At 70.6% G+C, this 23,995-nt stretch carries 23 protein-coding genes and 1 tRNA gene; 10 read left to right on the plus strand and 14 right to left on the minus strand.

Features of this window, described 5'->3' with window-relative positions; genetic code table 11:
- Nucleotides 1-26 precede the first annotated feature (26 nt).
- From ACFQRJ_RS03540 to ACFQRJ_RS03550, 3 genes are all read left to right on the plus strand, one after another.
- On the plus strand, nucleotides 27-1,145 hold the full coding sequence (locus ACFQRJ_RS03540) for a Gfo/Idh/MocA family protein (protein ID WP_377017276.1): 1,119 nt from the start codon (nucleotides 27-29) through the stop codon (nucleotides 1,143-1,145).
- 80 nt (nucleotides 1,146-1,225) lie between these two features.
- Nucleotides 1,226-2,227, plus strand: coding sequence for a sugar phosphate isomerase/epimerase family protein (locus ACFQRJ_RS03545; RefSeq protein ID WP_377017090.1), 1,002 nt, complete (start codon nucleotides 1,226-1,228; stop codon nucleotides 2,225-2,227).
- A 9-nt stretch (nucleotides 2,228-2,236) separates the two neighbouring features.
- On the plus strand, nucleotides 2,237-2,866 hold the full coding sequence (locus ACFQRJ_RS03550; RefSeq protein WP_377017092.1) for a TIGR03085 family metal-binding protein: 630 nt from the start codon (nucleotides 2,237-2,239) through the stop codon (nucleotides 2,864-2,866).
- A 62-nt stretch (nucleotides 2,867-2,928) separates the two neighbouring features.
- Here the strand turns inward: ACFQRJ_RS03550 and ACFQRJ_RS03555 are convergent, their stop codons facing one another.
- Entirely contained in the window at nucleotides 2,929-3,948 is a 1,020-nt protein-coding gene (locus ACFQRJ_RS03555) for a methyltransferase (RefSeq protein WP_377017094.1), read from the minus strand.
- A gap of 95 nt (nucleotides 3,949-4,043) precedes the next feature.
- Here ACFQRJ_RS03555 and ACFQRJ_RS03560 point away from each other — a divergent pair, with 95 nt between their 5' ends.
- Nucleotides 4,044-4,835 carry a ParA family protein gene (locus tag ACFQRJ_RS03560; protein WP_377017096.1) on the plus strand — a complete coding sequence of 264 codons (792 nt, stop codon included), beginning with the start codon at nucleotides 4,044-4,046 and terminating at the stop codon, nucleotides 4,833-4,835.
- Between the two features lie 172 nt (nucleotides 4,836-5,007).
- Here ACFQRJ_RS03560 and ACFQRJ_RS03565 read toward each other — a convergent pair whose 3' ends face one another.
- The 7 genes from ACFQRJ_RS03565 to ACFQRJ_RS03595 form a co-directional block, all read right to left on the minus strand.
- Nucleotides 5,008-5,592, minus strand: a complete 585-nt coding sequence (locus ACFQRJ_RS03565; RefSeq protein WP_377017098.1) for a MerR family transcriptional regulator — start codon at nucleotides 5,590-5,592, stop codon at nucleotides 5,008-5,010.
- 141 nt (nucleotides 5,593-5,733) lie between these two features.
- The gene (locus ACFQRJ_RS03570; protein ID WP_377017100.1) at nucleotides 5,734-6,426 is read right to left on the minus strand and encodes a MerR family transcriptional regulator; all 693 of its coding nucleotides are present in this window, start codon (nucleotides 6,424-6,426) and stop codon (nucleotides 5,734-5,736) included.
- Nucleotides 6,427-6,430: 4 nt separating this feature from the next.
- Nucleotides 6,431-6,874 carry an FHA domain-containing protein gene (locus ACFQRJ_RS03575; protein ID WP_377017102.1) on the minus strand — a complete coding sequence of 148 codons (444 nt, stop codon included), beginning with the start codon at nucleotides 6,872-6,874 and terminating at the stop codon, nucleotides 6,431-6,433.
- 126 nt (nucleotides 6,875-7,000) lie between these two features.
- Nucleotides 7,001-7,753 (minus strand): DUF881 domain-containing protein, encoded by a 753-nt coding sequence (locus ACFQRJ_RS03580; protein WP_377017104.1) that lies wholly within the window; start codon nucleotides 7,751-7,753, stop codon nucleotides 7,001-7,003.
- A complete protein-coding gene (locus ACFQRJ_RS03585) occupies nucleotides 7,750-8,082 on the minus strand; it encodes a small basic family protein (protein ID WP_377017106.1) in 333 nt (110 codons plus the stop codon). The genes ACFQRJ_RS03580 and ACFQRJ_RS03585 overlap by 4 nt, the downstream gene beginning before the upstream one ends.
- Complete coding sequence (locus ACFQRJ_RS03590; protein WP_377017108.1) at nucleotides 8,079-9,065, minus strand: DUF881 domain-containing protein; 987 nt, start codon at nucleotides 9,063-9,065, stop codon at nucleotides 8,079-8,081. The genes ACFQRJ_RS03585 and ACFQRJ_RS03590 overlap by 4 nt, the downstream gene beginning before the upstream one ends.
- 35 nt (nucleotides 9,066-9,100) lie before the next feature.
- Nucleotides 9,101-9,937, minus strand: coding sequence for a class I SAM-dependent methyltransferase (locus ACFQRJ_RS03595; protein ID WP_377017110.1), 837 nt, complete (start codon nucleotides 9,935-9,937; stop codon nucleotides 9,101-9,103).
- Between the two features lie 311 nt (nucleotides 9,938-10,248).
- On the opposite strand from ACFQRJ_RS03595, the gene ACFQRJ_RS03600 reads away from it, so the two are divergent.
- The 3 genes from ACFQRJ_RS03600 (at nucleotide 10,249) to ACFQRJ_RS03610 (ending at nucleotide 12,493) form a co-directional block, all read left to right on the plus strand.
- Nucleotides 10,249-10,322, plus strand: a tRNA-Pro gene (locus tag ACFQRJ_RS03600).
- Nucleotides 10,323-10,600: 278 nt separating this feature from the next.
- Entirely contained in the window at nucleotides 10,601-11,440 is an 840-nt protein-coding gene (locus tag ACFQRJ_RS03605) for a helix-turn-helix transcriptional regulator (protein ID WP_377017112.1), read from the plus strand.
- A gap of 129 nt (nucleotides 11,441-11,569) precedes the next feature.
- A complete protein-coding gene (locus ACFQRJ_RS03610) occupies nucleotides 11,570-12,493 on the plus strand; it encodes an SDR family oxidoreductase (RefSeq protein ID WP_377017114.1) in 924 nt (307 codons plus the stop codon).
- 139 nt (nucleotides 12,494-12,632) lie between these two features.
- Here ACFQRJ_RS03610 and ACFQRJ_RS03615 read toward each other — a convergent pair whose 3' ends face one another.
- The 4 genes from ACFQRJ_RS03615 to ACFQRJ_RS03630 all read right to left on the minus strand — a co-directional run bounded on the left by ACFQRJ_RS03615 (nucleotide 12,633) and on the right by ACFQRJ_RS03630 (nucleotide 17,709).
- Nucleotides 12,633-14,009, minus strand: coding sequence for an NAD-dependent succinate-semialdehyde dehydrogenase (locus tag ACFQRJ_RS03615; protein WP_377017116.1), 1,377 nt, complete (start codon nucleotides 14,007-14,009; stop codon nucleotides 12,633-12,635).
- Nucleotides 14,010-14,039: 30 nt separating this feature from the next.
- Nucleotides 14,040-15,245 (minus strand): ectoine hydrolase, encoded by a 1,206-nt coding sequence (gene doeA, locus ACFQRJ_RS03620; protein WP_377017118.1) that lies wholly within the window; start codon nucleotides 15,243-15,245, stop codon nucleotides 14,040-14,042.
- Complete coding sequence (locus tag ACFQRJ_RS03625) at nucleotides 15,245-16,504, minus strand: aspartate aminotransferase family protein (RefSeq protein WP_377017120.1); 1,260 nt, start codon at nucleotides 16,502-16,504, stop codon at nucleotides 15,245-15,247. The genes doeA and ACFQRJ_RS03625 overlap by 1 nt, the downstream gene beginning before the upstream one ends.
- Before the next feature lie 197 nt (nucleotides 16,505-16,701).
- The gene (locus tag ACFQRJ_RS03630; RefSeq protein ID WP_377017122.1) at nucleotides 16,702-17,709 is read right to left on the minus strand and encodes a LysR family transcriptional regulator; all 1,008 of its coding nucleotides are present in this window, start codon (nucleotides 17,707-17,709) and stop codon (nucleotides 16,702-16,704) included.
- Nucleotides 17,710-17,877: 168 nt separating this feature from the next.
- Here ACFQRJ_RS03630 and ACFQRJ_RS03635 point away from each other — a divergent pair, with 168 nt between their 5' ends.
- Nucleotides 17,878-18,957 (plus strand): NADH:flavin oxidoreductase/NADH oxidase, encoded by a 1,080-nt coding sequence (locus tag ACFQRJ_RS03635; protein ID WP_377017124.1) that lies wholly within the window; start codon nucleotides 17,878-17,880, stop codon nucleotides 18,955-18,957.
- Between the two features lie 82 nt (nucleotides 18,958-19,039).
- Here the strand turns inward: ACFQRJ_RS03635 and ACFQRJ_RS03640 are convergent, their stop codons facing one another.
- Nucleotides 19,040-19,657 carry a MarR family winged helix-turn-helix transcriptional regulator gene (locus ACFQRJ_RS03640; protein ID WP_377017126.1) on the minus strand — a complete coding sequence of 206 codons (618 nt, stop codon included), beginning with the start codon at nucleotides 19,655-19,657 and terminating at the stop codon, nucleotides 19,040-19,042.
- Between the two features lie 127 nt (nucleotides 19,658-19,784).
- Here ACFQRJ_RS03640 and ACFQRJ_RS03645 point away from each other — a divergent pair, with 127 nt between their 5' ends.
- On the plus strand, nucleotides 19,785-22,022 hold the full coding sequence (locus tag ACFQRJ_RS03645; RefSeq protein ID WP_377017128.1) for an MMPL family transporter: 2,238 nt from the start codon (nucleotides 19,785-19,787) through the stop codon (nucleotides 22,020-22,022).
- Between the two features lie 9 nt (nucleotides 22,023-22,031).
- Nucleotides 22,032-22,913, plus strand: coding sequence for a formyltetrahydrofolate deformylase (locus tag ACFQRJ_RS03650; RefSeq protein ID WP_377017130.1), 882 nt, complete (start codon nucleotides 22,032-22,034; stop codon nucleotides 22,911-22,913).
- 52 nt (nucleotides 22,914-22,965) lie between these two features.
- On the opposite strand, the gene ACFQRJ_RS03655 is transcribed toward ACFQRJ_RS03650, so the two are convergent.
- The gene (locus tag ACFQRJ_RS03655) at nucleotides 22,966-23,916 is read right to left on the minus strand and encodes an SDR family oxidoreductase (protein ID WP_377017132.1); all 951 of its coding nucleotides are present in this window, start codon (nucleotides 23,914-23,916) and stop codon (nucleotides 22,966-22,968) included.
- Between the last annotated feature and the right edge of the window lie 79 nt (nucleotides 23,917-23,995).

Below are 23,995 nucleotides of genomic sequence, written 5' to 3' on the forward strand. Positions count from 1 at the left end.
CCTCCGGCCGGCCTCTCGGCGTCGCCATGATCGGCTACGCCTTCATGGGCCGCGCCCACTCCCAGGCCTGGCGCACCGTCGGCGCCGCCTTCGAGGTTCCCGAGGTCGCCCGGCGCGTCATCGTCGGCCGTGACGAGGAGGCGGTGGCGGAGTCGGCACGCCGCCTGGGGTGGGAGGAGCACGCCACCGACTGGCGCGAGGTCATCGCCCGTGACGACATCGACATCGTCGACATCTGCACCCCCGGCTTCCTCCACGCGGAGATCGCCATCGCCGCCCTCGAGGCCGGCAAGCACGTGCTGTGCGAGAAGCCCCTGGCCAACGACACCGCCGAGGCCGAGGCGATGGTCGAGGCGGCCGAGGCCGCCACTGCGCGCGGCCAGATCGCGGCGCTCGGCTTCACCTACCGTCGCGTCCCGGCACTGGCGCTGGCCAAGCAGTTCGTCCAGGACGGCAAGCTCGGACAGATCCGCCAGGCCAAGGCCGCCTACCTCCAGGACTGGCTGGTCGACGAGACCGCCCCCATGAACTGGCGGCTGCGGAAGGAGACCGCGGGCTCCGGTGCGCTCGGCGACATCGGATCCCACGCCATCGATCAGGTCCAGCACCTGACCGGACAGAAGGTCACCGCGGTGCGCGGACGACTGGCCACCGTGGTCCCCCAGCGTCCCGGGCCGGACGGCCCCGAGGACGTCACCGTCGACGACGCCGCGTGGGCCACCCTCGAGCTCGATGGCGGCGCGGTCGCCTCCGTGGAGGTCTCGCGCATGGCCAACGGCGCCAAGAACCAGCTGACCGTCGAGCTCTACGGCAGCAAGGGCGCCCTGAAGTTCAGCCTGGAGAACCCCAACGAGCTGTGGTTCCTCGACGCGACCCGGCCGATCGCCGAGCAGGGGTTCGCGCGCGTGCTGGTGACCGAGCCCGAGCACCCCTACCTCGAGGCCTGGTGGCCGCAGGGGCACGTGCTGGGCTGGGAGAACGCGTTCTCCAACCAGGCGCGCGACCTGCTGGTGGCCATCCGTGACCGCGGAGGCGAGGACGCCACCGGCTACTCCCCCGATTTCGCCGACGGGCTGGCGCTGCAGCGCGTGCTCGACGCCGTCATCTCCTCCGATGCCGCCGACGGCGCCACCATCACCCTCTGACCCCGGCCGCCGAAACGCGGCCGGCCCCCTCCACGCCGAACGCACTCGATATCGCTCACCGCAGAAGGAGCATCACCACCATGGCTCATCCGCACACCCTGTTCACCGGCCAATGGGCCGATCTCACCCTCGACGAGGTGGCCGAGCTCGCCGCCGGCTGGGGCTACGACGGCCTCGAGATCGCCGTCTCCGGCGAGCACCTCGACGCCTCCCGCTGGGATGACGACGACTACGTCGCCGACCGCCTGGGCATCCTCGACAAGCACGGGCTGAAGTGCTGGACCATCTCCAATCACCTCAAGGGCCAGGCGATCTGCGACGATCCGATCGATTTCCGCCACCAGGCGATCGTCGGCTCCGAGGTGTGGGGCGACGGTGATCCCGAGGGCGTCCGCCAGCGCGCGGCCGAGGACATGAAGAACACCGCCCGCCTGGCGCAGAAGATGGGCGTGAAGACCGTCGTCGGCTTCACCGGCTCGAAGATCTGGAAGTACGTGGCGATGTTCCCGCCGGTGGGCCAGGACGTCATCGACGACGGCTACCAGGACTTCGCCGACCGCTGGAACCCGATCCTCGACGTCTTCGACGAGTGCGGGGTGCGTTTCGCCCACGAGGTCCACCCCTCCGAGATCGCCTACGACTTCTGGACCACCCAGCGCACGCTCGAGGCGATCGGTCACCGCGAGGCCTTCGGCCTGAACTGGGACCCCTCCCACTTCATGTGGCAGGAGATCGATCCGGTCTCCTTCATCACCGATTTCGCCGACCGCATCTACCACGTCGACTGCAAGGACATCCGGGTGCGGGTCACCGGTCGCAACACCCGCCTGGGTTCCCACCTGGCCTGGGGCGATCCTCGCCGTGGCTGGGACTTCGTCTCCTTCGGCCGCGGCGACGTGCCGTGGGATGCGGCCTTCCGCGCGCTGCGTTCGATCGGCTACGAGGGTCCGATCTCCATCGAGTGGGAGGACGCGGGCATGGATCGTCTGCACGGGGCCAAGGAGGCGATCGAGGTGCTCGAGAGCCTGGACTACCCGGTCTCCGAGGTCTCCTTCGACGCCGCGTTCAGCAACCAGGGCTGATGAGCGACGATGGCGACGCCCGCGAGTGACGAGCGCAGGGCCTTCGCGGCGACCTTCGCCGACCTCGGTCCCGAGGCGCCGACGATCCTGCCGGGCTGGGGCGCTCCCGAGCTGCTCGAGCACCTGCTGCTCCGGGAGCGCTACCCGCACCTGATGGTGGGGCCGAGACTGCCGGGAGAGCTGGGCCGTCGCGCCCAGCAGGCCCGGCAGCAGCTCCGCGCCCGGACCTGGGGCGATCTCGTGGACCTGTTCCGCGCGGGCCCGGGACCGCTGTCCTTCGCGGGCACGGTCGACTCCCTCAGCGGGGAGGGCGAGCTGCTGATCCATCACGAGGACCTGCGCCGGGCACAGCCGGGATGGGAGCCGCGAGCGCTGCCCGAGGCGACGCAGGCGAAGGCGTGGCGCGCTCTCTCGCTGCTGGCCCCGGTGGCCGTACGGGTTCCGGCCGACGTCACGCTGGTTGCCCCGCACGGCGGGAGACGGCTGCGCTCCCGCCGGCCGGCCGGCAGCGTGCGCGTGCACGGCGATCCGCTCGAACTGCTGCTGTGGGTCTCGGGCCGCGACGAGGTCGCACAGGTCCGGATCGACGGCGACGACGGCGGCGTGCAGGCGCTCGAGGAGGGCCGACGCGGTCTGTGACCGCGGTGATGGCGGGGCCGACGGTGCGACCTGTCGGCCCCGCCGTCGCCGTGCCCGGCAGCTCAGCCGCGCTCGAGCAGGAACAGCCGCGGATGGTGCCCCTTCTGGAAGAAGCGGTGCTCCCCCACGGGACGCCAGGGCAGGCCCGGCCGCTCGAGCACGCGGTGCATCCGCGTGATCTCATGCGTCAGCACGCCCATCCTCGCCTCCGGTGCGGCCAGTTCGGCGCCGCGATCCAGCAGGTCGGCCAGGAGTCGCTCGTTGCTCTCGTGCTCCCCGTGCAGGGTTCCCCAGGGCGGGTTGGTCAGGAGCCTGGTGAAGCCGGGGTCGAGGTCCGTTGTGAGCACGTCCCCGGTGATCCAGTCGATCCGGCCCCGGCGGCGTGCGGCCCGTTGGTGCTGCTGGGCGGCGTCGATCGCCGCCGGGTTCAGGTCCACCCCTATCGTCCGGGCGGGAGCGGCCACGGCGAGCTGTTCGATCAGGAACGTCCCTGACCCGCAGGTCATGTCGAGCAGGTGGTCCTCGGCACCCACCTCCAGGAGGTCGAGCACCGTCGCGGCGATGGTCGCGTTCACCGCGCCGGGATAATCGACCGTCCGCCAGGCCCTGGTGGACAGCGGGCGCGGGGTGGTGCGCAGCAGCACCTGCCACGTACCGGGCCCTGCACCGCGGCGCACCCTCACCACCAGGTCGCCGTCCTCATCGACCTCGACTCCCGCGTGCTCGGCGAAGGCGTCGGCCAGGCGCCGCATGTCCGGGGTGTGCGAGCCCGCGGCCTCCAGGCGCAGCCCGGTGAAGCGCTGTCGGGGCCGCTGGCGGCCGATGTCCGCCAGCAGGTCCCCGATCCGCTGCTGGACGGAGGTGTCGAGCAGCTCACGAGGCCGGCGCGCGGGAACGGTCATGCTCGTCGAGGCGGCCACCACGCGGCGCAGGCCCCGCACCGCGTCGAGGTCTTCCGTCGTGAGCACGAGTTCCGTGGGGCCGGCCGCACGGGCCGGTCCCAGGCGCTGGGCCTCCTCGAGCGCGCTGTGCGCGCACCCCTCGAGCACCTCGAGCACGAGTTCATGGGTGACATGCGACATCGTCGGGCCCTCCTCACTGTGCTCCAGGCACGATTCACGCAGGTTACCGCCTGTCGCGTCCGCGGTGATCAGGGTCGGGTCGGTAGACTCCCTCCGTGTTCATCGTGAGTGTGTGTTCCCTGAAGGGCGGCGTCGGCAAGACGTCCGTGACCCTGGGCCTGGCTTCCGCGGCCCTGCACCAGGGGGTGAACGCCCTCGTCATCGATCTCGATCCCCAGGGCGACACCACGCTGGGTCTGCTGGGTGAACCGTCCTCCACGGTCGACATCGCCGAGGTGGTCTCCTCGCCGCGCACGGAGACGATCGACCGTTCGATCATCTCCACGCCGTGGGCGACCGATGCGGGCTCGCACCTGGACATCATTCCCGGCTCCAGCCGGTCCTCCGTGATGGACTCCCCCACTCCGCATCCCAAGGATGTGCGGCGCCTGCGGGACGCGCTGGACAAGCGCACCCACCAGTACGACATCGTGCTGATCGACTGCCCGCCCTCGCTGAACGGCCTGACGCAGATGGCCCTGGCCGCCTCGGATCGCGCCCTGGTGGTCGCCGAGCCCGGGTTCTTCGCCGTCACCGCCGCCGATCGTGCGCTCAAGCTCGCCGCGGAGATGCGTGAGGACGGGATCGCGCCGCGGCTGCTGCCGCTGGGGCTCGTGGTCAACCGTTACCGTCCGCGGTCGGTCGAGCACCAGTACCGCCTGGCCGAGCTGCGGGACCTCTTCGGCGACGCCGTGCTCGAGCCGGTCATCGAGGAACGGGTGGGGCTCCAGCAGGCACAGGGCGGCGCCGTGCCGCTGCACCGCTACGAGGGTGCCTCGGGCAGGCGACTCACCGAGGACTTCGACGCCCTGTTGAAGACCGTGCTGGATTCTCGCCAGCACTCCTGATCCGGCCCGCCCGATTGATCCCGCCCGCCCGATACGGCGTGATGGCCGGATCCGGGTGCGACCGCTTTCGAGCACGCGACCACTCGAACAGGGTCCGTACGTCCTGTCCCGGCATGCAGAAGCGGCGAGCCCCTTCCCGGGGGCTCGCCGCTTCTGTCGGAAACTGCGTTGGTCAGCCGGCCTGGCGGGATCGGCGACGCGCGGCCAGCTCGTCCTGGAGGGCGAGGGCGGCGTCGTCGGCGGGGTCCACACCGGGCAACACGGCCAGGTCGTTCTCGACCTCGCGCCAGACGCGGCCGACGGCGATGCCGAAGACTCCCTGACCACCCTGGACAAGATCGAAGACGTCCTCCGCCGAGGTGCATTCGTAGACGGAGGCGCCATCGCTCATCAGGGTGATCTGGGCGAGGTCGTCGATGCCGCGCTCGCGCAGTGCGGTCACGGCGATGCGGATCTGCTGGAGCGAGACCCCAGTGTCCAGGAGGCGCTTGACGACCTTGAGCACGAGGATGTCGCGGAATCCGTACAGACGCTGGCTGCCGGAGCCGGACGCCGCCCGCACGCCCGGCTTGACCAGGCCGGTGCGCGCCCAGTAGTCGAGCTGACGGTAGGTGATGCCGGCTGCCTTGCAGGCAGCCGGACCGCGATAGCCGAGTTCGCCTGGCGTGTCCACGACATCGTCGAACAGGACGCCCTGCGCGGGCTCGGCGGGCACGGTGGATTGCTCAGTGCGATCCTCGCCGCGAGTGGCGTTCACAGCTACCTCCGGTATCCGGCTCTCCGAGGGGAAGACGAGAGCACGCGACAACAGTAGCGCGTACTGCCCGTCGGCGAACAGCAACTCGCCGGTCGAAGATCACGGACTGGTGACGACTCTCAGCACTCTTCCGGGCGGCCCTCAGCTGTCCCGCAGCTTCGTGCGCAGCACCGCGCTGTGCAGGGAGATCATCGATTCTCCCAGGTCACGGGCGAAATCTTCGGCACCTCCGCGGGCTGCGGCATCCCCGGACCGCGACCGCGGCCTGGCGACGGACCGGATCATGTGGGCCTCGCGCTCGGCCGAGGTGCGCAGCATGACCAGGTGGCGCGGGTGCAGGCCCTCGTCGGCGAGGTCGCGGGCGGCGGTGACGATCTCGAGCTCGGCCGCACCGTAGAACATGGCGCCCTCGGCCAGCAGGCCGTACTGCTCGAGCTCGGCCAGGAACTCTTCGTCGATCGCGGCCTGACGGATCAGACCGCGCCGGTCCAGACGCACGGCCTGAATGGTGGAGCTGGGTCCGGGACGGGAGGCGATGGAGGTGACCTCGGACTCGACCCCGTGCTCGAGCAGATGTTCCTTGATGACCTTCAGCGGCCAGAACCGGTCGCGCTGGGCACGCAGGACGAACAGGAGCCGGTCGACGTCCTCGCGGGTGTACTTGCGGTAACCCGCGGAGGTGCGTTCGGGCGCGATCAACCCCTCGGACTCCAGGTAGTGGAGCTTGGAGTGGGACAGGTCCGGGAACTCGTCGCGGAGGATCTCGAGCACCTGACCGATGCTCAGCCGTGCAGCCCCGGACGAGCTCGGCCTGCGCGATGCGGAGGCCGGCATCGACTCAGTCCTTCCCGAGGAAGGGGTGGTACGTCAGGCGGTACTTGCCGATCTGGACGTCCTGGCCGGGCTGAAGACGCACCTCGTCGACGCGGTCCTTGCCCACGTACGTGCCGTTGAGCGATCCCAGATCGCGGACCAGGAACCCTTCCCCGTCGCGCACGAAGGCGGCGTGCTTGCGCGAGACGGTGACATCGTCGAGGAAGATCTCGCAGTTGGGGTGGCGACCGGCGATCGTGGTCTCCGAGTCGAGCAGGAAGCGCGCGCCGAGGTTGGGGCCCTTGCGCACGATCAGCAGAGCGCTGTGCGGGGGCAGGTTCTCGATCGCGCGGCGATCCTGGGCTGAGAGTCCGGGCTCGGCGTCGTCGACCGCGTCGCTGGGCGATATCGCGCTCAGCTTCGACGTGTGGTCGAGATTCTCGTCGTTCCAGTCGGTGTTCCCGGACACCCCGCACCCCTTCCTGGCCTGCAGCGGACCCTGTTCCGTGAGCGAACAGGATACGGCCCGCCCATCTTCGCACGCCGGATCGGTCACCAGCGCCGTTCCTGCTGGGACAGGGTCAGAATTTGACGATCACTTGACCACTCGTGAGCGTTCTGGCTCGCTGAGCTCGACGGTCGCCTCGATCCGGACGTCCTCCTCGGTCGCCACGGCGAGCGTTCCGCCGTCGCCGGCCACCGAGTCGGCCGCGCCGCCGGGGATCTGCAGCGCCGGCTCCATCACGGCGGGGTCGCCGATGGCACGGATCGTGTACGGGGCGGGCACGACGGTGCCGTCGACGACCAGAGCACCGTCGGCGTCGGTGGTGACCGCGGTGGAGGCGACCACGCGGACCTCGCCCACCTGGATCACCTCGGCGCCGGCGTTGCGCAGCTCCTGGATCACACCGAGCAGGGTCGAGGACCGCACGCCGCCGTCGGGATCCGCGATGGAGACGACGATCCCGCGGCCGTGGGCGGGAGCGGTGCCGGCGAGGATCTCGAGATCGTCCAGTCGATCCTCGGCGGCCTCCTGCGCGGCCGCGTTGTCGTCCTGTCCCGAGCGCAGGGTCTCCAGCGTGCTCTCGAGCTCGGCGTTCTCCACCTCGAGCCCGGCGACGTGTCGCCCGGATTCATCCAGCAGCCGCACCAGCTCCTGCTGGGAGGCACCCTCCAGGGAATCGTCGCTCTGGCGCACCTGGGCGGCGATGGACAGGCCCAGCAGCACGCAGAGCAGCCCGACGATCCCTTGTGACCAGGTGGCGCGGGGACGCAGCGTGCCGCGGAGCCGCCGCCAGATCAGCTTCTGCTGCTCCGGGCTCTCGGGGATGCGCGTGCCGTCGCTCATGAGCGGAAGAGCAGGCGCCTGATCGCCGCGGCGTTGGAGAAGATGCGGATGCCGAGCACCACGATCACCGCCGTCGACAGCTGAGCGCCCACGCCAAGCTGGTCCCCGAGGAACACGAGGAAGGCCGCGATCAGCACGTTGAACAGGAACGAGGTGATGAAGACGTGGGCGTCGAAGAGCCCGTCGAGGCTGGCGCGCAGCCCGCCCGCGAGGGTGTCGAGCGCGGCCACCACCGCGATCGGCAGGTAGGCCTGGAGGGCGGCGGGCACGTCGGGCTGGACGACGACGCCCAGCACGATGCCCAGGGCGAGGCCGATGATGGCGATCATTCGGAGTCCTTCCGGGACCCGCTGTCGTCAGCGGGGTCGGGGGCGGTATCGGCAGATGAATCGGCAGAGTCCGACGCAGCGCCGCCGTCGGGCCCGTCGCGCTCGGACTCGATCACGTCGGCTTCCCGCAGCGAGCCCACGGCGCGAGCGGGCACGGTGAGCTCGTCGCTGCTCTCCCAGGAGTAACGCACGCCGAAGCGGGTGGAGACCTCGGTGAGGTACTCCCCCGTCTCACCGTCCTCGACCCCGGATCGCAGCGCGTCGGGGTCCCCGAGAGCGGTGATGACGTAGGGCGGCGACAAGGGGCGGAAGTCGACGAGCACGGCGGATCCGGCCGCGCGGATCGCGCTGGTGGTGCTGAGCCGGTGCCCGTTGATGGCTACCGCTTCGGCGCCCGCCGCCCACAGTCCGTTGACCGCGATCTGCAGATCCCCGTCCGTGACCCGGTTGACGGTGCCGCTCTCGACCCCGGGACTGGCCGGCAGTGGGGCCGAGTCCTCGAGACTCAGCGTCACCCCGGGGCCCGCCATGGCCACCCCGGCGCTGGCGATCTCGTAGGAGGCCAGTCGCTGCGAGGCGCCCGAATCGGCGCTGTCCAGGACCTCCCCCTGTGCGGCGGCCACGTCGCTCTCCAGCGTCTCCTGGCGGGCCTCGAGCTCGTCGGCCTCGGTGCGGGTCTCGCGCACCTCCGCCTCGAGCAGGGTGCGGGGGCTGTCATCGGCTGCTGCGTCCCGGCGCAGGTCGGTGACCGCGACAGCGACGGCGAAGCCGAGCAGGAGGGCCAGCAGCAGGGTGATGGTGCGGGTGGCCCGGTTGTCCGGCGGGGCATCCTCCGTGTGCGTCCCGCCGTGGATCCGCAGCTCGTCGACGTCATAGGGGTTCGCGGTCAGGGCGCGCAGCAGCGACGCCGGCGAGTACGGCGTCTCGCCGTGAGGGGTCGACCGTGGGGTCGACCCCGGAGTCGACCGCTTCGGGGCACGCATATCAGCAGACTACTGGTGCTGACGGGGCCGAGAGCTCAGACCCGCGGGACCTCGAGATCATCCGCGGGGAGGTCTGCGAAGTCGGTGCGGCCGGGATCGGGCCTGCCCGGGGCGCGGGCGAGGACGAGGAACCGGCTGGAGGTCGCGGGGAGAGGACCCTCCTGCATCCGTGCGTGCAGCTCCTCGAGCTCCACGCGGTGACGGTCGACGTCGAGATCCCCCGGTTCGTGCCATGGCAGGCGGCGGAGGTAGACCAGCAGGCTCGCCATGTCGTCGAACTCGTACGTGCCGTGGAACGAGTCGGCGCGCTCGATCGTGAGGCCGGCGCGGCAGAGAGCATGCTCCATGGTCGCGAGGGTGATGTCGGGCAGCGGCGGATCGATGCCGAGGACCTCGAGGACCTCGAGGACCTCGCGGAGATCGTCTCCGCCGACCTGCTCGGTGAGCAGGACTCCGTCCGGGGCGAGGACCCTCGCGACGTCCACCGGGTCGAACGCTTGGTGGCGGCTCAGGACGAGGCCGACACTGTCGTCCTCGGCGGGAAGGCGCGACCCTGGGCTGCCGGCGTCATGCTCGAGGACGTCGATGCCCAGAGGGTCCAGCCGGGCGCGCGCGACCGGAAGGCTGGACGGCCTGCCCTCAGTGGCGACCGTGTTCTCCGGCAGGACGTCGGCCAGTGCGGCCAGCACTTCCCCGTTGCCCGTGCCGAGGTCCAGCACTGCGTCGGACATGCAGGCGAGGTTGGCGACCAGTTTCCGCCATCGCCACGGCGGCGTCTGCTCGCGGAACCCGGGCAAGGTGGTGACGTCCCATCCGGCGGGCTGCTCGCGCAGAGCATCGTGCCAGCGTTGAGTCTCGGCTGTGTCCACCATCGGGCACGTCCTTCCGTGTGCGGAGACCTCTTGCCCCACTGTCGCACGCAGAGCGACGAAGACCGCTCCGGGAGCCGTTGTCGCCCCGCCCATCTGGTCGGTCGCCGGCCTCGGACCCGGTCGGGCGGCCCGCCGCGCCGCCGGTTCGCACCGGAGGAGGCCCGACGGGCGCCGCACCCCGCACCTGCAGGTCCCCACGGGCACGGTGGACACCGCGCCGGCGAGGTGCCGCAGGTCACGCCGCTCTCGATTCGCTCTGGGGTCCGGTTCGGGGGTACTATCGTCGTCGGTCCTCCGGCAACGGAGGGTCTCGGGCTGTGGCGCAGTTTGGTAGCGCACATCACTGGGGGTGATGGGGTCGCAGGTTCAAATCCTGTCAGCCCGACCGAGATTCGCGCAGGCCACAGGCACCTTCCAGATCATGGAGGGTGCCTGTTGCTCTTCACGGGCTACGGGCCCGCCCACGGCGAGATGTTCACCGGCGACACTCCGCGCCGCCGGCACGGAGCTCCATGGCCGCCACGGTCTCACCTGCGATCCACGGCCCATACAGTGACGGCCACGCTCACGATGGTCCAGCACGTCGAGGACCTGGGGATGATGGGGTCACACAGAGCTGGGACGGGCGTAGAACGAACGCAGGCGACGGAGAGAGGCCCCACAATGATCGATCGCAAGGAGCTGGCGATCTTTCTTCGGCGGCGGCGCGAAGCCCTGCAGCCCGAAGACGTCGGACTCACTCGGGGACAGCGGCGGCGCACGCAGGGCCTTCGTCGCGAGGAGGTGGCGACGCTCTGCCACATATCGACCGACTACTACGCCCGTCTCGAGCGCGGCACAGGGCCCCAGCCCTCGGAGCAGATGATCGCCTCGGTCGCGCAGGGGCTTCATCTCTCCCTGGACGAGCGCGATCACCTCTTCCGACTGGCGGGGCGCATGCCGCCGGCCCGGGGACCGGCGAGCGAACATATCGGTCCCGGCCTCCTGCGTATCCTCGACCGGCTGCAGGACACGCCCGCCGAGATCGTCACCGAGCTCGGCGAGACCCTCCGGCAGACTCCCATGGGGCGCGCGCTCCTGGGCGATGCCGGTCGCTTCACGGGGCCCGAGCGAAGCCTCGGCTACCGCTGGTTCACCGACACTGCGGCGCGGGAGTGCTACCCCATCGACGAACAGGATCATCTGTCCCGGCTGTACGCCTCGGGCCTGCACGAGCTCGTCACGCTGCGCGGGCCCGACTCGAAGGCCGCGCAGCTCTCGACCCTCCTGTACGCGCGCAACGACGAGTTCCGGGCACTGTGGGACCAGCGCGAGATCGGCATCCGTCCGCCGGAGGTCAAACGCTTCCAGCATCCGGCAGTGGGCGCGCTCGAGCTGCACTGCCAGACCCTCTTGGACCCCGAGCAATCGCACCGCCTGCTCGTGTACACCGCAGTGCCCGGCACGGACAGCCACGAGAAGCTCGAGCTCCTCTCGATGATCAGCGCGCGAGAGATGGCGTAGCGCGTCCCGGTGCGTCCCACTGACCCGGTATCAGTGGATCACCGAGTCCTGGATCCGCTCGCGCCCGAGGTGAAACATGGAGTCACGCCCGACCAGCGGCGGACGAGAGTCACCGGACGAAGGATCTCCATGGCAAACACCCCCGACCTCCACGACGTACGCGGGAAGCTCGCGGTCGTCACCGGCGCCAGCGACGGCATCGGTCTCCACCTCGCTTCCCGCCTGGCCGCGGCCGGCGCCGACGTGGTGATGCCGGTGCGCACCCCTGCTAAAGGCGACGCGGCCGCCGATCGCATCCGCCGGGACACGGGCGCCGAGAACGTCACCACCCGCCCGCTGGACCTCTCCTCCCTGGACTCCATCGCCGCTCTGGCACAGCAGCTGACCGGCGAGGGGCGCCCGATCGCGATCCTCATCAACAACGCCGGCGTCATGACCCCGCCGACCCGGCAGGTCACCCAGGATGGTTTCGAACTGCAGCTGGGCACGAACCACCTCGGTCACTTCGCCCTCACCCTGGGGTTGCTGCCGTTGCTGAAGGAGGGCCGCGCACGCGTCACGCACCAGACCAGCATCGCAGCGCGCAGCGGCGAGATCCTCTGGGACGACCTGAATTCCGAGCGGGGCTACGACCCGATGACGGCGTACACCTCCTCCAAGATCGCGGTGGCGCTGTTCGCCCGTCAGCTCGATGCGCGCAGCCGTCAGGAGAACTGGGGACTGAGCAGCAACCTCTCCCATCCCGGGGTCTCGCCGACGAATCTGCTGGGCGCCCAGCCCGGGCTGGGCCGCGAGCGCGCCACGGGCAGCCGTCGCGTGATCCACGTGCTCTCGCGCCTCGGCATCGCCGGGACGCCCCAGTCCGCGGCGCTTCCCGCACTGCTCGCCGCGGCCGGTCCCTCGTCGAAGGGCGACGAGTTCTACGGGCCGAGACGCACCATCGCCGGCGCCCCTGCCCGGGTGCCGTTCTGGAAGCCCTTCGCCAGCATGGAATCTGCCGCGCGACTCTGGGAGGTCTCCGAGCAGCTCGTCGGTCCGCGGTTCTCCGCCTGATCCCGCATCCCGGCCCGATCCCGCGCGACCGCCCGCGCACGGCACGCGAGCAGAGGCCGCCGACCAGCGCGAACGCTCATCGGCGACCGTCGGTGCCACCGCACGCCGTGCGCGTCACCGTCCGCTCGGCGGCCGGCCTTCAGGACGCGACCGGCCCCACCCACACCTGCTGGGCGTTGACGAACTCCCGGATCCCGTGCGGGCCCAGTTCGCGGCCGTACCCGGAGCGCTTGATCCCGCCGGAGGGCAGGCGCGGGTCGGTCTTGACGATGCCGTTGACGGAGACCTGGCCGGCCTCGATCCGCCGCGCCATCTCCTCGCCCCGCTCGCTCGTGGTCCACACGCTCGCACCCAGCCCGTAGGCCGTGTCGTTGGCCAGCGCCAGGGCGTGCTCGGCGTCGTCGGCGGCGATCACCGCGGCGACAGGCCCGAAGGTCTCCTCGGCGCAGGCGGCCATGCCCGGCTCGACGCCGGTCAGGAGGGTGACGGGGTAGAAGAACCCCTCCCCCTCCGGCATGTGCCCGCCCAGGACGCACGTGGCCCCCGCCGTGACCGTGGAGGTGACCTGGCGGTGGAGGTTCTCGCGCAGGTCGCCCCGCGCAATCGGACCGACCTGTGTCGTCTCCTCGCGCGGATCGCCCACCACCAGGTTGCGCAGCCGCTCGGTCAGCAGCTCCACGAACTCATCGTGCACGGACCGCTCGACGATCACGCGCTTGGCGGCGATGCAGGACTGGCCGGCGTTGATGATCCGCGAGAGAGCGGCGACATCGGCCGCCTTCTCCAGGTCTGCGTCAGCCAGGACGATGAAGGGATCCGATCCTCCCAGCTCGAGCACGGCGGGCTTGATCTCCGAGGCGGCCGTCGCCGCCACGGCCGAGCCCGCCCGGTCGGATCCGGTGAAGGAGACCGCCCGGATCCGGGGATCGCGGATCATCGCCTCCACATCCGGGGTGGCCGCCTGGACCGCTTGGAAGACGCCCTCCGGCGCGCCCGCCGCCCGGAACGCTTCCTCGATCGCCGCCGCGCATCCCGGCACGTGCGGGTCATGCTTCATCACGGCCGTGTTGCCCGCCATCAGCGCCGGGGAGCAGAAGCGGAACGCGAGCCAGAACGGCGCATTCCACGGCAGCACCCCGAGCACCGGCCCGAGCGGCAGATACTGCACGTACGACGAGGTCGCATCCGAGGCGATGTGCTCCGTGGCGAGATACGACTCGGCGTGGGCGGCGTAGTGCTCCGCGGCCCACGCGGCCTTGGCCACCTCGCCGCGCGCCTCCGTGATGGGCTTGCCCATCTCCTCGGTCATCAGCGGAGCGAGCTGTTCGGTGTTCTCCCGCAGATACGTGGCGACCGCCGTGAGCACCTCGGCACGGCGGGCGAAGCTCGTCGAGCGCCACAGCTCGAAGGCGGTCTGGGACCGTTCGATCGCGGCGGTGAGCTCCTCGGGGCTCGCAGCGGGTACCTCGCGGACCACCTTCTCTGTGGTCGGGTCGACGACTGTCAGCACGGTCATGGCGCTGCTCCCTTCTCCCGTCACCGGGGTTCAGCTCGCACGGGCGTTCAGGTCGGGCACCGGGGCCGGCAGCTCCTCGCCGGGGACGGCGAAGTCCTCCGGCAGGGTGAACAGCGACTCGCAGCCGTCCTCGGTGACATGGAGGGTGTCGGAGATGCCGACGGTCTTGTCACCGTCCACTCCCCACATCCAGGGGATCACGTGGAAGGTCATCCCCGGCTCCAGCAGGGTGTCGTCCCCGGCCATCAGCGAGAGGATGTAGCCCTCGTCCCAGCTCGGCGGGAACGCGATCCCGATGGAGTACCCGGCGCGGGTGACCAGACGGGCGCCGACCTCGTTGGCCTCGATGATGCTGCGCACGATGTGGTCGGTCTCCGAGACGGTCATGCCCGGCCGCATACGGCTGCGCAGCTCGGCCAGCGCCAGCTTCATCGTCTCCTGAGCTTGCCGCATCGACGGGGTCAGTCCACCGGTGACGACGGTACGCATCAGCGCCGCGTGGTAGCGACGGAAACAGCCGCCGACCTCGAGGAACACGTGCTCGCCCGGCTGGATCGTCCGCCCCTCCCACGTGGAGTGGCCGATCATCGAACGCGGACCCGAGGCGACGTAGGGCATGACGGCGGGGAACTCCCCACCGGCCCGGAACATCGCCGCCGAGATGGCGGCGGCGACGTCGTTCTCCGTGGCCCCGGGCACGGCGGCCTCGATCCCGGCGGCCATACCGGCCTCACCGGCGCGAGCGGCCCGGCGCATCACCTCGATCTCGACGTCGGACTTGCGCAGCCTCCCCTCCTCGACGATCCCGAAGCAGTCGACCAGCCCCTCACCGTAGGCGTCGTGGAGACGGTCCTGCTGGTAGGCGGGGAAGTAGTAGCTGTTGCGCTCGAAGCCCAGCCGGGCCTCCCCCAGCCCCCGGTCCTCGAGGACCTGGACCAGGGTGCGGATGGCGTCGCCGGTGTCCGGATAGGGGTTGGTGCGCTCCACCCAGGTGCGGTGGATGACGTTGGACTCCTCCATGGCGCGGGTGATCATCACCGGCTCGTCGTGCAGGGGCACGACCAGGGCCTGGAAGAACGAGTAGCCGGTGGTCTGGTAGTCGGTGAGGTACATGAGGTTCTCGGGATCCGAGATCACCACGGCATCCAGCCGGCGCTCGACCATGCGTTCGCGCAGCTCCCGCACGCGACGCTCGTACTCCTCGGGCGGGAAGGTCATGTCCTCGCGGCGGCGCATCACTTCACCTCCAGGGCGGTCTCGATGGCCTGCTCGAGCCGGTCCAGACCGGCGGTGAGGTCATCCTCGGGGATCGTCAGCGGCGGGATCAGCTTGATGACGCGGCCGCCGCTGCCGCAGGGCCCGATCAGCAGTCCGGCCTCGAAGGCCTCCTGCTGGACGAGCTTGGCGAAGGCGCCGTCGCCGGTGTCCAGGGCCTGCATCATGCCGCGCCCGCGCACCTCCCAGCTCTGCCCGGCGTGGGTCTCGGCGATGCGCTGGAGGCGTTCACGCATGACCTCGCCCTTGTCCCGGACCTCGGCGAGGAAGGTGTCATCGGTGAAGTAGTCCAGGGCGACGGTGCCGGCGACGAAGGACAGTCCCTGCCCGCGGAACGTGCCGGTGTGGGCACCGGGGGACCACTTGTCGTCGATCTCGGGCTTGTTGAGGTTCATGGCGATCGGGGTGCCGAAGCCGCCGAGTCCCTTGGCCAGGGTGATGATGTCCGGGTCCAGGCCCATCCCATCGAAGGAGAAGTAGCTCCCGGTGCGCCCGATGCCGGCCTGGATGTCGTCGATGATGAACAGCGCACCCATCTCGTGGGCGACGTCCTGGATCTGGCGGAGCCACTCGGCAGTGGCCACATTGACGCCGCCCTCGGCCTGGACGGCCTCGACCAGGAACGCCGCCGGCGGGGTCAGCCCGCTGGAGGGGTCGGCCACCGCCTCGGCGTACTCGGCGACCGCCGTGGTGCCACCCGGGGCGGTCTCGAAGGGCAGTCGCACGATGTTCTCCAGCGGCACGCCGGCCCACTTGCGGAAGGCGTCGTTCGCGGTCGCGGCGAGTGAGCCCAGCGTCATGCCGTGGAAGCCGTGGCTGAAGGCGACGACCTCGCGGCGTCCGGTGGCCAGTCGCGCGAGCTTCAGAGCGGCTTCGACCGCGTTGGAGCCGGTGGGGCCCATGAACTGCATCCGGTGGTTCATGCCCCGGGGGGCCAGGACCACGTCGTGGAACCGGGAGACGAAGTCGCGCTTGGTGGTGGTGTAGGTGTCCAGGCTGTGGCTGACGCCGTCGGCCTGGAGGAAAGCGATCATCGCGTCCTTCATCCTCGGGTTGTTGTGCCCGAAGTTCAGAACCCCCGCCCCGGCGAAGAAGTCGATGTAGGACTTCCCCTGCTCGTCGACCTGACGGGCATTGGAGGCCGAGCTGAACACCGTGGGGTAATTGCGGCTGTAGCCGCGAATCGTGGACTCATGCTGTTCGAAGATGCTGGTGTCCATGGGAGACCTCTCATCGTGGTGCGAGGCGATCCCGATCTCCGTACCGGACCCCGGCAGCGAAGATCGCCCCTTGTGGCAGGTGCGGTCCGGTGTGATGACCCTCACTCCCCGAGGAACCCCCCGTCAAGTACCCCACGCCCACGAGTTCTTCTCGAGATCTTCCGTCCCAGGTCGCGAGCCCGCGCGGAATCGGCGGATCAGTCTTCCCGCGTGGTCAGCGGCGCATTCCAGCACACCGCGTCCGCTCGCAGGGCGTCCCGCAGCCGCACCGCGTGCGGATTGGAATCGGCCCCGGGCCGCTGCACCAGGAACAGGGTGTTCAGCGGGCCGTCGCACGGATCGTCGAGCTGGATCAGCCGGCCCGCAGCGAGGTGCTCGGCGGCCAGCGACCGGGGCACCACGCTGTACCCGGCCCCGCGTGCGACGGCGGCCACGACGTCGTGGAGGTTGGGCACCGTCAGCGCGGGACCGATCGGGGGATGCTGGGTCCCGAACACCGTGCGCCAATAGCGGCGCACGATCGGCATGTCGTCGGCGTAGCTGATCAGCGGGACCTCCCGCAGCGCGTGGCACAGCACCTGCCCGGACTGCCCGGCACCGACGTGCTGCGCCCAGGATGGTGAAGCCACCAGCACGTACTCCTCGTCGGCCAGCGGGAATGATTCCAGAGCCCGGCCGCGCGGTCGCCGGGTGGTGACGATGAGGTCGTGCTGCCCCTCTCGCAGCTCCTCGAGCAGGGTGTCGCTCACGCCCTGGCTCAGACGCACGTGGACCCCGTCGGCCACCAGCGGGGCGATCGCCGGGACCAACCGGGTGCACACGAGCTCGGAGGGCCCCGCGAGGTGCACCGGGGCCGGGCGCCCCGCGGCGCAGGCCCCGTCGTCCACGCCGGCCAGGGAGTCCAACGGCTCGCTGATGCGGGCGGCGAGTCCTCGCGCATAGGCGGTCGGCTCGACGCCGCGGGGCCGGCGCTCGAACAGCCGGCGGCCGGTGTGCTTCTCCAGGGCGCGGATCTGGGTGGTCACCGTGGGCTGGGAGAGTCCGAGCGCCGGGGCAGCGGCGGTGAACGTCCCGGCCCGGAAGACGGCGAGGAAGGTGCGCAGGAGATTGAGATCCGCGGTGCCCGCTCCGGGGCGGTGCGGGTGAGGAGCCGCCGGCGACTCGGCGATCCGAGGTGCCGGTGTGGGATGGCGTGTATCCGTCATCCCCCGATCCTAGGCACGCATCCCATAGTGATCCCTATACCAGTCATAGGGTTCACGATTGGTGCATCGATCGCTGCGGTCGTACATTCGTGGCATCGGTGCTGACACGGCGGTCCCCTGCGACTCGTCCGGTCAGCACCGTTCGTCTCAGATGAGGAGTTCTCCACCATGACCCACGCTCTGTTCGACCCGATCACTCTGCGCTCCCTCGAGGTCCGCAACCGCATCTGGGTCCCCCCGATGTGCCAGTACTCCGTCCATGAGCAGGACGGGAAGGCGACCGACTGGCATCTCATGCACTACGGGTCGTTCGCGCGCGGCGGAGTCGGCGCGATCATCGTCGAGGCCACCGGCGTGGTTCCCGAGGGGCGCATCGCCCCGCAGGACCTGGGCCTGTGGAACGACGAGCAGCGCGACGCGCTCGCCCGCATCGTCGATCTGGTCCACGACCAAGGTGCGGCGATCGGCATCCAGCTCGCCCACGCGGGCCGGAAGGCCTCCACCCATCCCGAGTGGGGCACCGACGGCTCCGGGAGCCTCACCGAGGACGATGGCGGCTGGGAGACCGTCGGCCCCTCCGCCGAGCCGTTCCCGGGCCTGAAGGCTCCGCGGGCCCTCGACGCCGCCGGGATCGACGAGACCGTCGAGGCCTTCGTCGCCTCCTCCCGCCGTGCCGTCCAGGCGGGCTTCGACCTGGTCGAGCTCCACGGCGCCCACGGGTACCTGCTGCACGAGTTCCTCTCGCCGCTGAGCAACCTGCGCACCGACGAGTACGGCGGCTCGCTCGAGAACCGGGCCCGCCTGCTGCTGCGCGTGGTCGACGCGGTGCGCGAGGAGATCGGCGAGCAGATGCCGATGCTGGTGCGGCTCTCGGCGACCGATTGGGTCGAGGGCGGCCTCACCGCCGACGAGGTCGGCCAGGTCGGCGCCTGGCTGAAGGAGCACGGCGCGGACATGCTCGACATCTCCAGCGGCGGCAACTACGTCCCCGCCCAGATTCCCGTCGGCCCCGGCTACCAGGTGCCGCTGGCCACCGCCGTGCGCGCCGCCAGCGGCCTGCCCACGGCGGCCGTCGGCATGATCGACGAGCCGTTCCAGGCCGAGCAGATCGTCGCCACCGACCTCGCGGACGTCGTGCTGCTGGGCCGGGAGATGCTGCGCGACCAGAACTTCGCGCTGCGAGCGGCACGGGCCCTGCGCCACGAGGGTGCCTACATCCCGCCGCAGTACGGCCGCGCCCACCGCTGAGGGCCCGCCGCGGCCGAGCGCGGACGCATGTCCCCGGCAGCGGGGCAGCACCGGATGATCCGTCCGGATGCTGCCCCGCTCGTCATGTCGATCCCCCTGCCGGCTCTCGTGGTGAGGGCTGTGCACCCTCGTCCCAGTGCGCACCGTCGAGGGAGATCTCGGCAGTCATGTCCGCGAGGAACGCCGTGACCACCGCGCGCTGAGCGGGCGTCAGGCGACGCGCGGCGTGGACTCGGCGTGCCTGCTGCGCTCCCACAGTCCGGACGGCCGCGGCCCGCGTGGCTGCTTCGAGCCGGATCACCAGCGCCCGACGATCCGCCGGATGCCGCTGACGACGCACGTGCCCGCCGCGCTGGAGGCGATCGAGCAGCTTGGTCGTCGAGGCGGTGGAGATCCCCAGCGACTCCGCGATGGCACCCGGGGTGGCAGGGACACCACGGTTCTCGCAGACGATGAGGAAGTGCAGCGCCCGCATGTCGGTCTCGTTGAGGTTCATGTACCGCCGTGAGGCCTCGGACAGCTCCTTCTCAGCCGCTCGCAGGCGCCCGAGCGCGGACATCAGGGCATCGATCTGCTCGATGTCCTGCTCGCTCATCCCCGTGCGGTCGACCAGATCCTGATCGGGATCGCTCCCGGAGAGGCTGTACACGTCGGCCGCCGTCGGATACCCGCCCTCGATGCTCTCCCCCGGGCTCGCCATGCAGGCATGCTACTCGTGCCGCCTCACCCCTGCCCCCGGCGCACGACTAGCTAGCTAGGCTAGCTAGTCGTGCGATACTGGCCGTGGCGCACCGGCCGCGCCCCGAGCGGAAGGGACTTAAGCTGCGATGATGACCCAAGGGACAGATCGCTCCTCTCCGGAGGATCCGAGCCCCTCGCCGGCGGACACGCGTCACACCCACCGTCGGGCGCAGTCACGCACGGGGTATCTGCTGCGACTGCTGCTGCCATCGGTCCTGATCCTCCTCTGGCTGATCGCAGCCGGGATCGGAGGCCCCTACTTCGGCCGCGTCGACGAGGTCTCCTCCAACGACCGCACCGCGTACCTCCCGGAATCCGCCGAGGCCACCCGCGTCCAACAGCTCTCCGGCGACTTCACCGGCACCGATGCGATCCCCGCCCTGATCGTGATCACCTCCCCTGCCGAGCTCACCCCCGGGCAGCTCGAGACGATCAGGACGGCCACATCGTCTCTCGCCGATGTCGACGGCGTGCGCGGGGACGTCTCACCACCGATCCCGTCCGAGGACGGTCTTGCCGTGCAGGTCTTCGTCCCGATCGACGCGGAGGCAGATCTCGCGTCCGTGGTCCAGCGCCTGGACGGCCGGCTCGCGGAAGACCTCCCCCCGGGCGTCACCTCCCACGTGACCGGGCCGGCCGGGTTCTCCGCCGACCTCTCCGGAGCCTTCGCCGGAATCGACGGACTCCTGCTCGGGGTCGCCCTGCTGGCCGTCCTGGTCATCCTGGTGGTGGTCTACCGCTCCCTGCTGCTTCCGGTGATCGTCCTGGCCACGAGCATGTTCGCGCTGTGCACCGCGCTGCTGACGGTGTGGTGGCTGGCCAAGGCGGGGCTGCTGCTGCTGAGCGGCCAGACCCAGGGCATCCTGTTCATCCTGGTGATCGGCGCGGCCACCGACTACTCGCTGCTCTACGTCGCCCGCTTCCGTGATGAGCTGCGCCGCCGGCGCCGCGCCGGGCCTGCCACCGCCGCCGCGCTGCGCGGAACCCTCGAACCGATCCTCGCCTCCGGGGGCACCGTGATCGCCGGCCTGCTGTGCCTGCTGCTGTCGGACCTGAAGTCCAACAGCGCGCTGGGGCCCGTGGCAGCAATCGGCATCGCCTTCGCGATGCTCGCCGCCCTGACGTTCCTGCCGGCCGTGCTCTCCCTCACCGGGCGGGTCGCGTTCTGGCCTCGACGCCCCCGCTACGCCCCCGAGGCCCAGGCCGATGCCGCCGATGCCGATGTCGAACACCCCGCCACCGACAGCGGCGCCTGGGGCCGCCTCGCCCGAGCCGTGGCCCGTCGGCCCCGCCCGATCTGGATCCTCACCACCCTGGTCCTCGTGGCCGGCTGCGCCGGGGCGCTCCAGCTGGAGGCCGACGGCGTCCCCCAGTCCGACCTCATCCTCGGACCCTCACCCGCGCGGGACGGGCAGGAGGCGCTCGCAGAGCACTTCCCGGCCGGCCAGGGCAGCCCCGTCCAGGTGCTCGCCGAGGAGGACCAGCTGCAGGACGCCGCCGACGTGCTGCTGGGAACCGCTGGGATCGACAGCGTGACGGTGACCGCCGACGGTGTTCCCAGCGGGAGTGCTCCCGTCACCGCCGACGGCGTTCGGGGCCAGGGTGCCGCGGACGGATCGGCGCCCGAGCCGACCGTGGTCGACACCCGGGTGCTGCTGCAGGCCACTCTCACCGACGCCCCCGACTCGGCGGCGGCCGAGCGCACGGTCCGCGAGGTGCGGGAGAGCTTCGCCGAGGCGGGCGTGGACGCCGTGACCGGTGGCGTCACCGCGACGGCGATCGATACCGACGACGCCTCGGCGCGCGACCGGGCGCTCATCATCCCGGTGGTGCTGGTCGTGATCCTCGCGATCCTGATGCTCCTGCTGCGCTCCGTGCTCGCGCCCGTGCTGCTGGTGGCCACGACCGTGCTCTCCTTCGGCACCGCCCTGGGGGTCTCCGCACTGGTGTTCACCCATGTCCTCGAGTTCCCGGGGGCGGACCCGGCGGTGCCGCTGTTCGGGTTCGTGTTCCTGGTCGCGCTCGGCATCGACTACAACATCTTCCTCATGACCCGGGTCCGCGAGGAGACACTCCGGCACGGCACAGCGCGCGGGGTGGTGCGAGGCCTGGCTGTGACCGGCGGTGTCATCACCTCGGCGGGACTCGTGCTGGCCGCGACCTTCGCCGCGCTCGGCGTGATCCCCATCCTCTTCCTCGTCCAGATCGCCATCATCGTGGCGCTCGGCGTGCTGCTGGACACCTTCGTCGTGCGCAGCCTCCTGGTGCCCGCCCTCGCACTCGACATCGGCCGGACCATATGGTGGCCCGCTCGCCTCTCCTAGACTCGTCCCATGAGCAGTCCGATCCCCGCCCACCACACCGTCCCCACGCGCGAGTACGTCCTGACCTTCGTGTGCGAGGACCGCCCTGGCATCGTGCACGCCGTCACCGGAGCGATCGTCGAGGTCCGCGGGAACATCACCGAGAGCCGCCAGTTCGAGAGCGGTGCCACCCGGCGCTTCTACATGCGCCTCCAGATCGCCACCAACGCCTCGGCCGACGAGATCCGGGCCGCCATGGCGCCGGTGGCGGACCGCTTCGGCATCGAGTACAGCATCGACTCGGTGGGACGGCCCGTGCGCACCCTGATCCTCGGATCCACGGCCAAGCACTGCCTGAACGACCTGCTGTTCCAGATCGATGCCGGGCACCTCCCGATCGACCCGAAGCTGGTGCTGGCCAACCACGCCACGCTCGAACCGCTCTCGCAGTTCTACGAGGTCCCGTTCGAGCATCTGGCCACCAAGGACGCCGCGGAGAAGACGGCGTTCGAGGATCGCGTGCGCGAGGTCGTCGCCGAGCACGACATCGAACTGGTGGTCCTGGCCCGCTACATGCAGATCCTCTCCCCCGAGCTGTGCGCCGAGCTCTCCGGGCGCTGCATCAACATCCACCACTCGTTCCTGCCCGGTTTCAAGGGCGCCAATCCGTACCGCCAGGCGTACGCGCGCGGGGTGAAGCAGATCGGGGCGACCGCGCACTTCGTCACCAGCGACCTCGATGAGGGCCCCATCATCGAGCAGGACGTGATCCGGGTCGATCACACCCGTTCCCCGCAGGAGCTGATGGCGATCGGGCAGGACGCCGAGGTGCGCACCCTGCGCCAGGCCGTCACCTGGTTCGCCCAGTCACGGGTGCTGCTGGACGGGAACCGGACCGTCATCTTCCGCTGACCGACGCCGGGCGGGCCGCGGCGTCGGGATCGGGGCCCTTGCCCCGCACCGCTCAGAAGACCGGTCTGCCGCCGGTCACCCCGATCACGGTGCCGGAGACGTAGCTCGCGTCGGCCGGGCTCGCCAGGAACACGAACGCGCCGGCGCACTCGGCGGGCTGCCCGGCGCGGCCCAGCGGGGTGTTGCCGCCGAAGGCGACGTAGTCGTCCGGGACGCGGGTGGCAACGTTCAGCGGCGTCCAGATCGGCCCCGGCGCGACCGCGTTGACCCGGATCCCCTTCGAGCCCAGGTCGGAGGCGAGGTTGACCGTGAGGTTGTTGATCGCGGACTTCGTGGCCGCATAGTCCATCAACGGCACCGAGGGATCGTAGGACTGGATCGAGGAGCAGTTGATCACGCTCGAGCCCGGCTGCAGATGCTGGGCGGCCTCCTGGGTGATCCAGAACAGCGCCTCGAGGTTGGTGGTCAGCGCGCGATGCAGCCGCTCGGAGTCGATCCCGGCGAGACCCTTGGGCTCGGCCCTGCCCCACTGGAAGGCGGCATTGTTCACGAGCACGTCCAGATGCCCGAACTCCTCGACGGTGCTCGTGACCAGGGACCTGGCGGTCTGCTCGTCTCGGATGTCCCCGGGCAGCAGCAGGGCTCGCCGGCCGGCCTCCTCGATCCAGCGCCGGGTCTCCTCGGCGTCCTCCTGCTCCTCGGGCAGGTAGTTGATCGCCACGTCCGCGCCCTCCCGGGCGTAGGCGATCGCCACGGCGCGGCCGATGCCGGAGTCGCCGCCGGTGATGAGGGCAGACATCCCCTGCAGGCGGCCGTGGCCGACGTAGGTGCTCTCGCCGTGGTCCGGGACGGGCTGCATCGGGGAGGTCAGCCCCGGGGGCTGCTGGTCCTGTGCGGGGAACGACGGCTCGCCGCCGTGGGTGGAGAGGTCGTGGGCGCGCCGGGCGACCTCCGGCACCAGCGGCTGAGTGTCCGCGGACTGCTCGGACGAGGACTGGGACATGCCGTCTCCTTCTTCCATGGTGCGGTCCATGTACCGTAGCGCTGCCGCCTGTGCAGGTCACGGCGCGGAACGAGTGGTC

Source organism: Brachybacterium sp. GCM10030252, from assembly GCF_042666535.1.
GTDB lineage: Bacteria > Actinomycetota > Actinomycetes > Actinomycetales > Dermabacteraceae > Brachybacterium.